The sequence below is a fragment of the Pseudomonas sp. 300 genome (genome assembly GCF_055803035.1).
In genome coordinates this window covers 663,931-678,377 of the sequence record NZ_JAVLRV010000002.1, presented here as the reverse complement: position 1 = coordinate 678,377, position 14,447 = coordinate 663,931, and the positions used below count along the sequence as shown (strand labels likewise).

Genomic DNA, 14,447 nt, shown 5'->3' with positions numbered 1-14,447 from the left:
TTTATCATGGCCGCAGTTTCGCTGATCGAGTCCGTCATGAAGTTCGCCATCGCGCTGTTTTCCGCCGCCCATGCGCCCTCCTCGCGCCGCGCCTTGCTGTTCGCCCAGGCTGCACTGGCCGGCGGGCATGAGATTGTCCGGCTGTTTTTTTATCAGGATGGCGTCTACAACGCGTCCGCCAGTGTGGTCACGCCGCAGGATGAACAGGACCTGCCCAAGCAATGGCGCGCCTTTGTCACCGAGCACCAACTGGATGGCGTGGTCTGCATCGCCGCCGCCCTGCGCCGGGGTGTGTTGAACGACGAAGAAGCCCAGCGCTATCAGCGCGAAGCGGTCTCCGTTGGCGCACCCTGGGAATTGTCCGGTCTCGGCCAGTTGCATGACGCGGTGCAGGACGCCGACCGACTGATCTGTTTCGGAGGTGCGTGACGTGCCTAAATCCTTGCTGATAATCAGTCGTCAAGCCCCGTGGTCCGGGCCGAACGCGCGCGAAGCGCTGGACATCGTGCTGGCCGGCGGAGCCTTCGACCTGCCGATCGGCCTGCTGTTTCTCGATGACGGAGTGTTCCAGCTCGCGCCGAAACAGGACGCCAAGGCCCTGCAACAGAAAGACCTGAGCGCCAACCTGCAAGCGTTGCCGATGTTCGGCGTCGAAGACCTGTTCGTCTGTGGCGACAGCGTCGCTGAACGCGGTCTGGACCCGAGCGGGTTGTCGCTGGAAGAAGCACACGTGCTGGCCGCCCACGAAATCACCGCCCTCATTGACCGTTACGACCAGGTGATCACCCTCTGATGTCGACTTTGCATGTGTTGTCTCATTCCCCGTTCGGCGATGACCGCCTGAGCAGTTGCCTGCGCGTGATCGGTGCAAACGATGCGCTGCTGCTGACCGGCGACGCGGTGTATGCGTTGCAGGCGGGCACTGCGCCCTGCAACGCGCTGAACGCTCGCCACCCGACGCTGTTCGTGCTGGCCGAAGACGCCCAGGCACGTGCGCTGGAGATTCCTGACACCGCCAAGGCCATCGATTATCCCGCTTTCGTCGAACTGTCGATTCACTACGACAAGGTCAACAGTTGGCTATGAATTCACTGACCGTCGGCACCCGCGCCATTGAGCTGGACAAGGATGGATTCCTGGTTGAATTGAGCGACTGGTCCGCTGAAGTCGCCAGTGCCCTCGCCGCTGCCGAAGACATCGAGTTGAGCCCCGAGCACTGGGAAATCCTCGAACTGTTGCGCAACTTCTACGCCGAATTCCAGCTGTCCCCGGCAACGCGTCCGCTGATCAAGTACACCGCGTTGAAGCTCGGCCCGGAAAAAGGCAACAGCCTGCACCTGAACCGACTGTTCAAAGGCACCCCTGCCAAACTCGCCGCAAAACTGGCGGGCCTGCCCAAACCGACGAATTGCTTATGACCGATTATCCAGCGCTGACTCTCGAAACACCCGCCGAGCATCCATTCGCCCAATTCGTGCGGATCCTCGGCAAAGGCAAGCGCGGCGCCCGCGACCTGACCCGAGAGGAAGCACGCGAAGCCATGGGCATGGTGCTCGACGACAAGGTCGAAGACACCCAGCTCGGCGCCTTTCTGATGCTGTTGCGGCACAAGGAAGAAAGTGCCGAGGAAATGGCCGGCTTCACCGAAGCCTTGCGTAAGCGCCTGCACCCCCCTGCCTTGAATGTCGATCTGGACTGGCCAACCTACGCCGGCAAGAAACGCCACCTGCCGTGGTACCTGCTGGCAGCCAAGTGCCTGGCCCAGAACGGCGTGCGGATTTTCATGCACGGCGGCGGCGCGCACACGGCCGGGCGACTCTACAGCGAACAATTGCTGGACGAGCTGAAGATCCCGTTGTGCCGCAACTGGCAACAGGTCGGCTCGGCGCTCGATAACGGCGGTCTGGCGTTCATGCCGCTGGTGGATTGGGCACCGCAACTGCAACGGATGATCGACCTGCGCAATACTCTGGGCCTGCGCTCGCCAATCCACTCCCTGACGCGCATTCTCAATCCATTGAGTGCTCGCTGCGGCCTGCAAAGTATTTTCCACCCTGGCTACCAGGCAGTGCATCGTGATGCCAGCGGCTTGCTCGGCGACACTGCCATCGTGGTCAAGGGCGATGGCGGCGAGATCGAGATCAACCCGGACGCCGACAGCCACCTGTACGGCACCACCGGCGGGGAGAGCTGGGATGAAGAATGGCCGCAGCTGTCGGCACAACGCCATGTCAAACCGGCCTCTCTCGATCCCGAACATTTGAAAGCCGTATGGCGCGGCGACGTGGTCGACAGTTATCCGCAAATGGCGCTGATCTCGACCATGGCCCTCGCCTTGCGCGGCCTCGGCCAGCCTCGCGAGCAAGCCTTCGAAACGGCCCAGCAGTATTGGGACGCGCGGGACAAATCGATTTAACCGATCATAAGCGCCCAACCTTTGCGCTTTTTTATCGAACCTATCGGAATAGACTCCTCTCCAACGCTTATCGGTTGAGGAGTCTTGAACATGGGTTTGTTAGTTGAAGGTCGATGGCATGACCAGTGGTACGAAAGCAGCAAGGACGGCGCATTCCAGCGTGAACAGGCCCAGCGGCGCAACTGGCTGACCGCCGACGGCCAACCCGGCCCGACCGGTGTCGGTGGCTTTGCGGCCGAGGCGGGACGCTATCACCTCTACGTATCGCTCGCCTGCCCATGGGCGCATCGCACGCTGATCCTGCGCAAACTCAAAGGCCTTGAAAGCCTGATCGACGTGTCGGTGGTCAGTTGGCTGATGCTGGAAAACGGCTGGACCTTCGACAAGCATTTTGGCTCCACCGGCGACAAGCTCGATCACTTCAACTTCATGCACCAGCGCTATACCGCCGACACCGCTGACTACACCGGCCGCGTCACCGTGCCGGTGCTCTGGGACAAGCAGCAGAATCGCATCGTCAACAATGAGTCGGCGGAGATCATCCGCATGTTCAATGGCGCGTTCGATGACTTGACAGGCAATGACCTGGATTTCTATCCGGCGCCGTTGCGCGGTGAGATCGATGCGTTGAATGAGCGGATTTATCCGGCGGTGAACAACGGCGTGTATCGCGCCGGGTTTGCCACCTCGCAAAAGGCATATGAAGAAGCATTCGATGAAGTGTTTGCCGAGCTGGATCGACTGGAAGCGTTGTTAGACGCCAATCGTTATCTGGTGGGCGAATACCTGACTGAAGCGGACATTCGGCTGTTCACCACGCTGATTCGCTTTGATGCGGTGTACCACGGGCACTTCAAGTGCAACCTGCGGCGGATTGCCGATTATCCGAACCTGTCGAACTGGCTGCGCGAGATTTATCAGTGGCCGGGGATTGCCGAGACGGTGGATTTTACCCACATCAAAAATCACTATTACGGCAGTCACAAGACCATTAACCCGACAGGGGTTGTGCCGAAAGGGCCGGAGCAGGATTTCAGCGCCCCCCATGATCGGGCGCGGTTGAGCGGGAAAGGGGTTTGGCGCAAGGCCTGAGGTTTGTGCAGTTTTAGAGGCCCCTAATCGCTAGCAGGCTAGCTCCCACACTGGATCTGTGTCGCTCACAAATCCCCTGTGGGAGCCAGCCTGCTAGCGATGCGACCGACCCGGTGTTCAGACTTGCGCCTGAGCCCCTTCAAACCACGCCAGTTTCTCGCGCAGTTGCACCACTTCACCAACAATCACCAGCGTCGGCGCATGCACTTCATGCTCCGCCACCAGCCGTGGAAGATCGGCCAGGGTGCCGGTAAACACCCGCTGATTAACCGTGGTGCCCTGCTGAATCAACGCCGCCGGCGTATCCGCTGCGCGACCATGCTTGATCAACTGCTCGCAAATGATCGGCAAGCCCACCAGCCCCATGTAGAACACCAGGGTCTGCGCCGGCGCAACCAGGTCGGCCCACGGCAAATCGGAGGAACCGTCCTTCAGGTGGCCGGTGACAAATCGCACCGACTGCGCGTAATCGCGGTGGGTCAACGGAATGCCTGCGTATGCCGCGCAACCGCTGGCCGCTGTGATGCCCGGCACCACCTGGAACGGAATGCCATGGGCCGCCAGCTCTTCGATCTCTTCACCGCCACGGCCGAAGATGAACGGATCACCGCCCTTCAACCGCACGACGCGCTTGCCCTGTTTGGCCAGGTCCACCAATTGCTGGTTGATCTGATCCTGAGGCACCGCGTGATCGGCGCGACGCTTGCCGACATAGACCCGCTCGGCATCGCGACGGCACAAATCGAGAATCGCCGGCGCCACCAATCGGTCATACAGCACCACATCGGCTTGCTGCATCAGGCGCAAGGCGCGGAAGGTCAGCAGGTCGGGATCACCCGGCCCGGCACCGACCAGATACACCTCACCGGTTTTTGTCGGCGGCTCGCCAGCGATTTTCGCCAGCAGCAAACGCTCGGCTTCAGCGCCCTGCCCGGCCAGTTGCCGATCGGCGATCGGACCCTGAAATACATCTTCCCAGAACGCCCGACGCTGCTGCACATCCGGAAGCAGGCCTTTGACCTGGTTGCGGAAACGCGCGGCCAGACCGGCCAATTGACCGTAGGTGGAAGGAATCCAGGTTTCGATTTTCGCCCGGATCAGCCGCGCCAGTACCGGCGCATCGCCGCCGCTGGAGATGGCAACGATCAGCGGCGACCGGTCGACAATCGCCGGAAAAATCACGCTGCACAAGGCCGGCGCATCCACCACGTTGACCGGCACGCAACGCCGATGAGCATCGGCAGAGACTTGCGCGTTCAACGGTTCGTCATCGGTGGCGGCGATGATCAGCCCGCAACCGTCCAGATCAGCCTCGACGTAACCGCGCAGCAGGCACTCGCCACCGCTACCGGCAACGAGTTCGCGCAGTTGCGGTTCGATTTCAGGCGCAACCACCCGCAGCAGCGCACCGGCTTCGGCCAGCAGGCGGGATTTGCGCAAGGCAATTTCCCCCCCACCGACGACCAACACACGACTGCCGCGAAGGTTGTGAAACAGCGGCAGATAGTCCATTTAGCCGATGACCTCAAGGCCACCCATGTACGGTTTCAGTACTTCAGGCACACGAATCGAACCGTCGGCCTGCTGGTAGTTTTCCAGCACGGCGACGAGGGTGCGACCGACCGCCAGACCGGAACCGTTGAGGGTATGAACCAGTTCAGGCTTGCCGGTTTCCGGGTTGCGGAAACGCGCTTGCATGCGACGGGCCTGGAAATCACCGCAGTTGGAGCACGACGAAATCTCGCGGTACTTGTCCTGGCTCGGAATCCACACTTCCAGGTCGTAGGTCTTGACCGCGCTGAAGCCCATGTCTCCGGTACACAGCGCCAGGGTGCGGTAAGGCAGCTCCAGCAGTTGCAAGACTTTCTCGGCGTTGGCGGTCAGGCCTTCAAGCGCTTCCATCGAGGTCGACGGCTCAACGATCTGCACCATTTCGACCTTGTCGAACTGGTGTTGACGGATCATGCCGCGGGTGTCGCGACCCGACGCACCGGCTTCGCTACGGAAGCACGGGGTGTGGGCAACAAACTTGATCGGGAGCAGTTTCGAGTCGACGATTTCGCCGGCGACGATGTTGGTCAGCGACACTTCAGCGGTCGGGATCAGGTACAGATCGGCTTCGCCTTCGCGGGCGATCTTGAACAGGTCTTCTTCGAATTTCGGCAGCTGACCGGTGCCTTGCAGCGCCGGAGCCTGGACCAGATAAGGCGTGTAGGCCTCTTCGTAACCATGTTCGGTAACATGCAGGTTGATCATGAACTGCGCCAGGGCGCGGTGCAGACGGGCGATCGGACCGCGCAACAGGGCGAAACGCGCGCCGGAGAGCTTGGCGGCGGTTTCGAAGTCGAGCCAGCCGAACTTCTCGCCCAGGGCCACGTGGTCCTGAACCGGGAAATCGAACGCGGTCGGCGTACCCCAGCGGCGTACTTCGACGTTGCCGTCTTCGTCTTCACCAATCGGCACGGATTCGTGCGGCAGGTTCGGGATGCCGAGCAGGATCGAGTCCAGATCGGTCTGGATCGCGTCCAGTTCGACTTTGCCGGCACTCAATTCATTGGCCATGCGCTCGACGTCCGCCATCAACGGCGCGATGTCTTCGCCGCGCTGCTTGGCCTGACCGATGGATTTGGAGCGCGCATTACGTTCAGCCTGCAGTGCTTCGGTGCGGGTCTGGACGGTCTTGCGCTGTTCTTCCAGCGCTTCGATGCGCGCAACATCCAGCTTATAGCCACGGGATGCCAGGCGGTCCGCTACGTCCTGAAGGTTGCTACGTAACAGTTTGGAATCGAGCATGTCGGTCTCTCGTTATCAAAGTTTGGTCAAGGACAGGCCAGCCCAAGTGGCGAGCAGCCCGCCGAATACGCTGATGGCCGCATAGCCCAGGGCCAGCGGCACTTGCCCGCTTTCCAGCAGGCGCACCGTATCCAGTGAAAAGGATGAAAAAGTCGTCAGCCCCCCGAGGAAGCCGACCATCAACCCGGCACGCACCTCGATCGGTACCTCCGGGCGTATCAAAAACAGACCGTATAGAACGCCGATCAGCAAACAGCCCACGATATTAACGGCCAGCGTCGCGGTATAGAAGTGCCGCGGCCAATTCGCGTTGACCCAGTTGCCCGTGGCGAAGCGTAACAGCGTGCCGGCGATCCCGCCGACGGAAACCGCAACGATCAATGGAAGCACTATTTTCTCCGCTGCCGGGGGCTGAGACGGTCAAGTTGCGCAAGGTGATTGAGCTTTTCGCCGATCTTCAGCTCCAGGCCACGCGGCACCGGCTGATAGAACGGTTGTGGCTCAAGCTCTTGCGGGAAGTAATCTTCGCCAGCGGCGTAGGCGTCTGGCTCATCGTGGGCATAACGGTATTCGTCGCCATAACCGAGTTGCTTCATCAGCTTGGTCGGCGCATTGCGCAGGTGCAACGGCACTTCCAGCGAGCCATGTTCGGTGGCGCTGCGCATGGCCGCTTTGAAGCCCATGTACACCGCGTTGCTTTTCGGCGCGCACGCCAGATACGTAATCGCCTGGGCCACCGCCAATTCGCCTTCGGGACTGCCGAGGCGCTCCTGCACTTCCCACGCCGCCAGGCACAGGCTCAGGGCGCGTGGATCGGCGTTACCGATGTCTTCGCTGGCCATGCGCACCACGCGCCGGGCGAGGTACAGCGGATCGCAACCGCCGTCGATCATCCGCGCGAACCAGTACAACGCGCCGTCCGGATTGGAGCCACGCACCGATTTATGCAGCGCGGAAATCTGGTCGTAGAAGGCTTCGCCACCCTTGTCGAACCGCCGACGGGTGTCGCCGAGCAGGCTTTGCAGGAGATCGACGCCGATTTCGCTGTTGTCTTCGGCGAGGTCCGAGGCGTTTTCCAGCAGGTTGAGCAGGCGCCGGCCATCGCCATCGGCGGCGGACAGCAGCATCTGGAAACCCTCATCGCTGAGGGTCAGTTGCCGTTTGCCGAGACCGCGTTCTTCGGTGAGCGCGCGGTGCACCAGCTTGCGCAGGGCCGCTTCGTCGAGACTTTTGAGCACGTAGACACGCGCCCGGGAGAGCAATGCGTTATTGAGTTCGAACGAGGGGTTTTCGGTGGTCGCGCCGATGAAAATCAGCGTGCCGTCTTCAACGTACGGCAGAAATGCATCCTGCTGCGACTTGTTGAAGCGATGCACTTCATCGACGAACAGGATGGTGCGTTTGCCGTACTGCCCGGCCTGCTGCTTGGCAATCTCCACCGCCTGGCGGATTTCCTTTACGCCGGCCAATACTGCCGAGACCGTTTCGAAGTGCGCATCCGAGACCTCTGCCAGCAACCGCGCCAGGGTGGTTTTGCCCACGCCCGGCGGGCCCCAGAAAATCATGGAATGCAGGGCGCCCTGCTCCAGCGCTTCGCGCAATGGCTTGCCGCGAGCGAGCACGTGTTCCTGACCGACGTACTCGTCCAGATTGGCTGCCCGTAAACGGGCGGCCAAGGGCTGAGCTATCGGGGCGCTGCGAAACAGGTCCATCACGTACTTTTAAAACCTCGCTGGGTCCTGGTGTCAGTTAATCAAGGATCAGACACCACAATCCCTGTGGGAGCGGGCTTGCCCGCTCCCACAGGTTCTGCGTTTTACTCTTGAATGACGTCCGCACCTTTAGGAATATCGAACTTGAACTTGGACGCAGGGATCGGCTCATTGGCCTTCACACCGGTAAACAGGATATTGGTGCGCTGACCGACGCTGTCGATCAACTGCATGTCATTGACCAGGCCATTGCGAAACGACAGGCGCAGGCTGTCGAACAGCGTGTCCTTGGTTTTCGGCTTCAGGGTGAAGTCAATCACGCCGCCGGCCTCCTTGGCGCTGATGTCGAAGCTCTGGCTGATCTTGGACACGTCACCGGACAGCAGCAACGCCGGCGTCTGGCTCAGACGCAGATCGAGCGTCTTGATGGTGGCCTGTTCCAGGTCCGGGTCCCACAGCGTGACCTTCTTGCCGTCGGAAACCACAACTTGCTCGGCGGGCGCATCGGTATGCCAGTAAAACAGGCCCGGGCGCTGCAGAGACATTTCACCGGCCGTTTCCTGCAACTGAGTGCCGCTGCCATCAAGGGTCAGCTGCGAGAAACGGGCGGTCAGGGTCTGGGATTTTTCCAGCAGTTGGGTCAGACGCGCCACGTCCTTGCCATCGGCGTGGGCCGAGAGCGTGGTCAAAGCCAGAACCGGCAGCAACAGCATGCGGATAAGACGCATGGGAGTCCTCATAACATTCGTGGGAGTTCGGACGGCGCGTCACTGCGCCATCCTTGCAAATAAAATCAGTCGCGCACCGGGCCTGGGGCCAGGACTTCACGGGAACCGTTGGTATTCATGGACGTCACGACCCCGGCCATTTCCATGGCTTCGATCATGCGTGCGGCGCGGTTGTAGCCGATTTTCAGCTTGCGCTGAACCGCGGAAATGGACGCACGACGGCTTTCCAGCACGAACTGCACCGCTTCGTCGTACAGCGCATCGGTTTCAGCATCGTCATCACCACCACCGCCGCCATTCTCAAAGCCGCTGCCGGCCTCTTCCACACCGGCGAGGATGTCATCGTTATATTCCGGTGCACCGCGCAGTTTCCAGGCTTCAACCACCCGGTGAACCTCGTCATCGGAGACAAACGCGCCGTGAACACGTATCGGCAGACTGGTGCCCGGTGGCATGTAGAGCATGTCACCGTGGCCCAGCAGTTGCTCGGCGCCGCCCTGGTCGATGATGGTCCGCGAGTCGATCTTGCTCGACACCTGGAACGCCATGCGCGTCGGGATGTTCGCCTTGATCAGACCGGTGATCACGTCAACCGACGGGCGCTGGGTCGCGAGGATCAAGTGGATACCCGCGGCACGAGCCTTCTGGGCGATACGCGCGATCAGCTCTTCAACCTTCTTGCCGACGATCATCATCATGTCGGCAAATTCGTCGACCACCACGACAATGGTCGGCAGCTTGGTCAGCAGCGGCGCTTCGTCGTGAATGCTTTCGCGTTTGTACAACGGATCGGTCAGCGGCGTACCGGCATCCTGGGCTTCCTTGACCTTGGCGTTGAAGCCGGACAGGTTGCGCACGCCCATCTTCGCCATCAACTTGTAGCGACGCTCCATCTCCGCCACGCTCCAGCGCAGGGCGTTGGCCGCGTCCTTCATGTCGGTCACCACCGGGCACAGCAGGTGCGGAATGCCTTCGTAGATCGACAGCTCAAGCATTTTCGGGTCGATCATGATCAGCTTGGCGTCTTCCGGGCCGGACTTGAACAGGATCGACAGGATCATCGCGTTCACCCCCACCGACTTACCGGAACCGGTCGTACCGGCCACCAGCAAGTGCGGCATTTTCGCCAGGTCGGTGATGACCGGCTTTCCGCCGATGTCATGACCGAGGGCCAGGGTGACCGGGGATTTGAAGTTGTCGTACTCAGGAGTCGACAGCACTTCGGAGAAGCGCACGATCTGCCGGTCTTCGTTGGGAATCTCGATACCAACGGTGGTCTTGCCCGGAATCACTTCCACCACCCGCACACTGGTCACGGCCAGGGAACGCGCGAGGTCTTTTGCCAGGTTGGAAATACGGCTGACCTTGACCCCGGCGGCAGGCTGGATTTCGTAACGGGTAATCACCGGGCCTGGGTGAATCGAGTCCACCGAAACTTCGACGCCGAATTCCTTGAGCTTGATTTCCAGCAAGTGGCCGACGGCTGCCAGCGACTCCGGGGAATAGTTGAGTTGTTTCTTTTCGGCCGGATCGAGAATCGAGATCGGCGGCAAGGTGCCTTCGACGGCGCTGTCGACGAACAGTGGCGCCTGTTTCTCTTTTTCCACGCGCTGGCTTGGCGCGGCGGGTTTCGGCGGCGCGGGGGCAATCACCGGCGGCACCTGCTTCTCGCGTTCAGACATGTGCTTGCTCAGGGCCTGCTCACGCTCGATCAGGCGTTCCTTGACCTTGGCTTGCTCGCGCTTGTCGGTAACGGTCGGCGCGACCACGTCATGCACGCGATCGTCGACTTCACGCAACTGCGCAACCAGTTGCTTGCGCTCGACACGGGCGGCCCACCAGCGGTTGGCCGCGCCCTGGAACAGTTCGAACAGGTCGAGGGTGATCTTGCCGGTGAGGTCCATCACCTTGAACCACGACAGGTCGGTGAACACCGTCAGGCCGAACAGGAATAACGCGATGAACAGCAAGGTGCTGCCCTGAATGTTCAGTGCATTGCGGGCCAGGTCGCCAAGACTCTCACCCAACGCACCGCCCGCGCCGGCCGGCAGACCGGTCGCAGCATGGAAATGGATGTGGGCCAGGGCCGCGCCCGACAGCACCAGGAACACCAGACCGATCAGGCGCCAGGAGAACAGCCAGCCGCTCCACTGCCACGGCTCGTGGCGTTGACGGAAGATCTGCCAGGTCTTGACCGCCAGCAACAGCGGGAAGATGTAAGCGAAGTAACCCAGCACCATGAACAGGATGTCGGCGCTGTAGGAGCCGACCGGCCCGCCGAAGTTCTGAACATCGTCGATCTTGCTGTTATGGCTCCAGCCCGGATCGTCCTTGCCGTAAGTCAACAAGGCCATCATCAGGAACAGGCACAAGCCGCCGATGGCAATCAATGCACCTTCCTTGAGTCGGTAGTGCAAATGCTGGCGCCAGAGTGGAACGACGGCTGGTTTAGGTGCTGCGGTGGATTTCTTCAAAACGCTACTTTTCCTGCGCCTATGGCGCGTCCATCTGTTGAATGACTATAAAAAACTGCCCAATCCAGGCAGGTAAAAAAGTTAACAGGCGCAACTGGGACTACTTTTAACACTGCACTCCGGTTTTTATAAACACGGCGTGCACTGAATATTCAAGTGACCGGCACGCATTGTACGGGTTTGTTCGTACGATGCCATGCTGGCAAGCCATGGATCAGCCTAGCTAACGGCATACAACCTGCGATTCAATTTGAGCACGCATTCTCTTTTGTGACAAAGGCTTATGAGGTGTTTTATGAGCGAATCCAAGCATTGCCGCCTGATCATTCTGGGTTCCGGCCCCGCCGGTTACAGCGCAGCCGTTTATGCCGCCCGCGCCAACCTCAACCCCGTGGTCATTACCGGCATACAGGCAGGAGGCCAGCTCACCACCACCGTCGAAGTCGATAACTGGCCCGGTGACGTCGAAGGCCTGACCGGCCCGGCACTGATGGAACGCATGCAAAAACACGCCGAGCGCTTTGATACAGAGATCGTTTACGACCACATCCATACGGCCAAGTTGCAACAGCGCCCGTTCGAACTTATCGGCGATGGCGGCACTTACACGTGCGACGCACTGATAATTGCCACCGGCGCTTCGGCGCAGTATCTGGGCCTGCCCTCGGAAGAGGCCTTTGCCGGCAGAGGGGTTTCGGCCTGCGCAACGTGCGACGGCTTCTTTTATCGCAATCAGGTGGTCGCCGTAGTGGGGGGTGGTAATACGGCTGTTGAAGAGGCGTTGTATTTGTCCAACATTGCCAAAGAAGTCCACTTGATTCACCGACGTGACAAGTTGCGTTCGGAGAAAATACTTCAGGACAAACTCTTCGAAAAGGCCGCCAACGGCAATATCCGTTTGCACTGGAACCAGAACCTCGATGAAGTGTTGGGCGATGCCAGCGGCGTGACCGGCGCCCGCCTGCGCGAAAGCCACAGCGGCGAAACCAGCGAGCTGCCGGTAGCTGGCGTGTTCATCGCCATTGGCCACAAGCCCAACACCGAGCTGTTCGAAGGCCAGCTGAAAATGCGTGACGGTTACCTGCTGATCAGAGGCGGCAACGAAGGCGATGCCACCGCCACCGAGATCCCCGGCGTGTTCGCCGCCGGTGACGTGGCCGACCACGTCTATCGCCAGGCCGTCACTTCCGCCGGGGCCGGTTGCATGGCCGCGCTGGACGCCGAAAAATACCTCGACGACATTCCGACCATTTGACGGCAAACTTCACGGTGGGCGCCCCCGCCCACCACTGCCCTCCCCTTCTGTAAGCCCGGATGCCATGCTGACTTGGTTACAACGCAACACCCTGACGTTTCCGCCGCTGGAAAAAGCCATGCGCGATCCCAACGGATTGCTGGCGGCGGGCGGCGATCTGTCCGCCGATCGTCTGATTCAGGCTTATCGCCACGGCTGTTTTCCATGGTTCTCGGAAGGCCAGCCGATTCTCTGGTGGTCGCCGGATCCGCGCACGGTGCTGTTTCCCGACGAACTGCATGTCTCGCGCAGCCTGGCCAAGCTGCTGCGCCAGCAACGCTATCAAGTGACCTTTGATCAGGATTTTCCCGCGGTCATCCGCGCGTGCGCCGCGCCCCGGGATTACGCCGACGGAACCTGGATCACCGAGGCCATGCAGAACGCCTACCTCGCCCTGCACCAGCGTGGCTACGCGCATTCGGTTGAGGTCTGGGACCAGGGTGAACTGGTTGGCGGGCTTTATGGATTAGCGATGGGCCAGCTGTTTTTCGGCGAGTCCATGTTCAGCCGCGCCGACAATGCCTCCAAATTTGGCTTTGCCACCCTGGTCAAACATCTGAAAGACTCGGGTTTCGTGCTGATCGATTGCCAGATGCCCACCGACCATTTGCACAGCCTGGGCGCCCGCGCGATTCCTCGTCGCGAGTTTGCCCGCTACCTGGCGCAGCATCTGGATCAGCCCAGCCGTGCTACTTGGGTTTGCTGAGCGACTTTTCCACGCGTGGCTTACACTTAATCAAAAGCTTATCCCGAGGGTTGATCATGACCGAGTTGGCGCGTTTGAAGTTTTATGCCACTCAGCCCCACTCTTGCAGTTATCTGCCCGAAGAGCAGGCCACGACGCTGTTCCTCGACCCTAGTCAGCCCATGGATGTGCATGTCTATGCAGACCTGTCTGAAATGGGTTTTCGTCGCAGCGGCGATCATCTTTACCGGCCTCATTGCCAGAACTGCAATGCGTGTGTGCCGGCTCGCATTCCGGTGGCGCAATTTTCGCCCAACCGTCAGCAGAAACGCATTTTCAAGCGCAACGCCGACTTGCAGGTACGCCCCGCCAAACCCAAGTTCAGCGAAGAATACTTCGACCTGTATCAGCGTTACATCGAACAGCGCCATGCCGACGGCGACATGTACCCGCCAAGTCGTGACCAGTTTTCGACCTTCCTGGTGCGCGACCTGCCATTTTCGCGCTTCTATGAATTTCGCCTGGAGGGACAGCTGCTGGCGGTGGCCGTCACCGACTTGCTGCCGAACGGTCTGTCGGCGGTCTACACCTTCTACGAACCCTCTGAAGAGCGCCGCAGCCTGGGGCGTTACGCGATCCTCTGGCAAATCGCCGAGGCCCGGCGCCTGGGGCTTGAAGCGGTCTACCTCGGTTACTGGATCAAGAACTGCAAAAAAATGAGCTACAAGACCCAATATCGCCCCATCGAACTGCTGATTAATCAGCGCTGGGTCATCCTGAACTAGAACCCCTTGGCTTAAACCCCATTTTTCGGGCACAATGCACGCCGCTTTTGCCTGGCGCAGTTGCACCGGGCCATTCATTGGACACCGAGGGCTTTACTGCATGTCGAAAGAAGACAGCTTCGAAATGGAAGGCACTGTCGTCGACACCCTGCCCAACACCATGTTTCGCGTGGAGTTGGAAAATGGGCACGTCGTAACCGCGCATATCTCCGGCAAGATGCGCAAGAACTACATTCGTATTCTTACCGGTGACAAAGTGCGCGTCGAGCTGACGCCCTATGACTTGAGCAAAGGGCGCATCACTTACCGCGCTCGCTAATCAAGTCAATACAAGACGCCCGGCTTATGCCGGGCGTTTTTGTTTGTCTGCGATTTGACGGCCCACCTATTGCCAATGTGGGAGCGAGCCTGCTCGCGATAGCGGTGGATCAGCTTGCATTGATGTTGAATGTACTGGCCCATCGCGAG

16 protein-coding genes are annotated in these 14,447 nt (G+C 60.2%); 10 read left to right on the top strand and 6 right to left on the bottom strand.

The features are described from left to right. The first annotated feature begins 36 nt into the window (after nucleotides 1-36). From tusD to Q7W83_RS09310, 6 genes are all read left to right on the top strand, one after another. On the top strand, nucleotides 37-429 hold the full coding sequence (gene tusD, locus Q7W83_RS09335) for a sulfurtransferase complex subunit TusD (protein ID WP_150653104.1): 393 nt from the start codon (nucleotides 37-39) through the stop codon (nucleotides 427-429). Between the two features lies 1 nt (nucleotide 430). After that, complete coding sequence (gene tusC, locus Q7W83_RS09330; protein ID WP_150638672.1) at nucleotides 431-793, top strand: sulfurtransferase complex subunit TusC; 363 nt, start codon at nucleotides 431-433, stop codon at nucleotides 791-793. Next, nucleotides 793-1,086, top strand: a complete 294-nt coding sequence (gene tusB, locus Q7W83_RS09325; protein ID WP_150653103.1) for a sulfurtransferase complex subunit TusB — start codon at nucleotides 793-795, stop codon at nucleotides 1,084-1,086. The genes tusC and tusB overlap by 1 nt, the downstream gene beginning before the upstream one ends. Then, entirely contained in the window at nucleotides 1,083-1,418 is a 336-nt protein-coding gene (locus Q7W83_RS09320) for a TusE/DsrC/DsvC family sulfur relay protein (RefSeq protein ID WP_150634403.1), read from the top strand. Before tusB ends, Q7W83_RS09320 begins: the two co-directional genes overlap by 4 nt. Next, nucleotides 1,415-2,416 (top strand): glycosyl transferase family protein, encoded by a 1,002-nt coding sequence (locus tag Q7W83_RS09315; protein WP_150634404.1) that lies wholly within the window; start codon nucleotides 1,415-1,417, stop codon nucleotides 2,414-2,416. Before Q7W83_RS09320 ends, Q7W83_RS09315 begins: the two co-directional genes overlap by 4 nt. A 90-nt stretch (nucleotides 2,417-2,506) precedes the next feature. Continuing rightward, nucleotides 2,507-3,508, top strand: a complete 1,002-nt coding sequence (locus tag Q7W83_RS09310) for a glutathione S-transferase family protein (RefSeq protein WP_458377642.1) — start codon at nucleotides 2,507-2,509, stop codon at nucleotides 3,506-3,508. Nucleotides 3,509-3,625: 117 nt separating this feature from the next. On the opposite strand, the gene cysG is transcribed toward Q7W83_RS09310, so the two are convergent. From cysG to Q7W83_RS09280, 6 genes are all read right to left on the bottom strand, one after another. Further along, on the bottom strand, nucleotides 3,626-5,020 hold the full coding sequence (gene cysG / locus Q7W83_RS09305) for a siroheme synthase CysG (protein WP_473655907.1): 1,395 nt from the start codon (nucleotides 5,018-5,020) through the stop codon (nucleotides 3,626-3,628). Continuing rightward, nucleotides 5,021-6,301, bottom strand: coding sequence for a serine--tRNA ligase (gene serS / locus Q7W83_RS09300; protein WP_150634407.1), 1,281 nt, complete (start codon nucleotides 6,299-6,301; stop codon nucleotides 5,021-5,023). A 15-nt stretch (nucleotides 6,302-6,316) separates the two neighbouring features. Continuing rightward, the gene (crcB, locus tag Q7W83_RS09295; protein ID WP_027614675.1) at nucleotides 6,317-6,691 is read right to left on the bottom strand and encodes a fluoride efflux transporter CrcB; all 375 of its coding nucleotides are present in this window, start codon (nucleotides 6,689-6,691) and stop codon (nucleotides 6,317-6,319) included. After that, a complete protein-coding gene (locus tag Q7W83_RS09290) occupies nucleotides 6,691-8,013 on the bottom strand; it encodes a replication-associated recombination protein A (RefSeq protein ID WP_084321281.1) in 1,323 nt (440 codons plus the stop codon). The genes crcB and Q7W83_RS09290 overlap by 1 nt, the downstream gene beginning before the upstream one ends. A 104-nt stretch (nucleotides 8,014-8,117) precedes the next feature. Next, on the bottom strand, nucleotides 8,118-8,741 hold the full coding sequence (gene lolA / locus Q7W83_RS09285; RefSeq protein ID WP_150634408.1) for an outer membrane lipoprotein periplasmic chaperone LolA: 624 nt from the start codon (nucleotides 8,739-8,741) through the stop codon (nucleotides 8,118-8,120). A gap of 65 nt (nucleotides 8,742-8,806) precedes the next feature. Next, nucleotides 8,807-11,215 carry a DNA translocase FtsK gene (locus Q7W83_RS09280; protein WP_150634409.1) on the bottom strand — a complete coding sequence of 803 codons (2,409 nt, stop codon included), beginning with the start codon at nucleotides 11,213-11,215 and terminating at the stop codon, nucleotides 8,807-8,809. 295 nt (nucleotides 11,216-11,510) lie between these two features. Between Q7W83_RS09280 and trxB the strand changes: the two genes are divergently transcribed. The 4 genes from trxB to infA all read left to right on the top strand — a co-directional run bounded on the left by trxB (nucleotide 11,511) and on the right by infA (nucleotide 14,298). Then, nucleotides 11,511-12,470, top strand: a complete 960-nt coding sequence (gene trxB, locus Q7W83_RS09275; RefSeq protein WP_150634410.1) for a thioredoxin-disulfide reductase — start codon at nucleotides 11,511-11,513, stop codon at nucleotides 12,468-12,470. Nucleotides 12,471-12,534: 64 nt separating this feature from the next. After that, nucleotides 12,535-13,215, top strand: coding sequence for a leucyl/phenylalanyl-tRNA--protein transferase (gene aat / locus Q7W83_RS09270; RefSeq protein WP_150634411.1), 681 nt, complete (start codon nucleotides 12,535-12,537; stop codon nucleotides 13,213-13,215). 56 nt (nucleotides 13,216-13,271) lie between these two features. Beyond that, nucleotides 13,272-13,979, top strand: a complete 708-nt coding sequence (locus Q7W83_RS09265; protein ID WP_150638678.1) for an arginyltransferase — start codon at nucleotides 13,272-13,274, stop codon at nucleotides 13,977-13,979. Nucleotides 13,980-14,079: 100 nt separating this feature from the next. After that, nucleotides 14,080-14,298 carry a translation initiation factor IF-1 gene (infA, locus tag Q7W83_RS09260; RefSeq protein ID WP_002553999.1) on the top strand — a complete coding sequence of 73 codons (219 nt, stop codon included), beginning with the start codon at nucleotides 14,080-14,082 and terminating at the stop codon, nucleotides 14,296-14,298. Nucleotides 14,299-14,447: the final 149 nt, after the last annotated feature.

What these genes read in the sequence shown, in the direction of transcription:
- tusD (WP_150653104.1), top strand. Translation starts at nt 37, where the DNA reads ATGAAGTTCGCCATCGCGCTGTTTTCCGCCGCCCATGCGCCCTCCTCG.
- tusB (WP_150653103.1), top strand. Translation starts at nt 793, where the DNA reads ATGTCGACTTTGCATGTGTTGTCTCATTCCCCGTTCGGCGATGACCGC.
- Q7W83_RS09320 (WP_150634403.1), top strand. Translation starts at nt 1,083, where the DNA reads ATGAATTCACTGACCGTCGGCACCCGCGCCATTGAGCTGGACAAGGAT.
- Q7W83_RS09315 (WP_150634404.1), top strand. Translation starts at nt 1,415, where the DNA reads ATGACCGATTATCCAGCGCTGACTCTCGAAACACCCGCCGAGCATCCA.
- Q7W83_RS09310 (WP_458377642.1), top strand. Translation starts at nt 2,507, where the DNA reads ATGGGTTTGTTAGTTGAAGGTCGATGGCATGACCAGTGGTACGAAAGC.
- cysG (WP_473655907.1), bottom strand. Translation starts at nt 5,020, where the DNA reads ATGGACTATCTGCCGCTGTTTCACAACCTTCGCGGCAGTCGTGTGTTG.
- serS (WP_150634407.1), bottom strand. Translation starts at nt 6,301, where the DNA reads ATGCTCGATTCCAAACTGTTACGTAGCAACCTTCAGGACGTAGCGGAC.
- Q7W83_RS09290 (WP_084321281.1), bottom strand. Translation starts at nt 8,013, where the DNA reads ATGGACCTGTTTCGCAGCGCCCCGATAGCTCAGCCCTTGGCCGCCCGT.
- lolA (WP_150634408.1), bottom strand. Translation starts at nt 8,741, where the DNA reads ATGCGTCTTATCCGCATGCTGTTGCTGCCGGTTCTGGCTTTGACCACG.
- trxB (WP_150634410.1), top strand. Translation starts at nt 11,511, where the DNA reads ATGAGCGAATCCAAGCATTGCCGCCTGATCATTCTGGGTTCCGGCCCC.
- aat (WP_150634411.1), top strand. Translation starts at nt 12,535, where the DNA reads ATGCTGACTTGGTTACAACGCAACACCCTGACGTTTCCGCCGCTGGAA.
- Q7W83_RS09265 (WP_150638678.1), top strand. Translation starts at nt 13,272, where the DNA reads ATGACCGAGTTGGCGCGTTTGAAGTTTTATGCCACTCAGCCCCACTCT.
- infA (WP_002553999.1), top strand. Translation starts at nt 14,080, where the DNA reads ATGTCGAAAGAAGACAGCTTCGAAATGGAAGGCACTGTCGTCGACACC.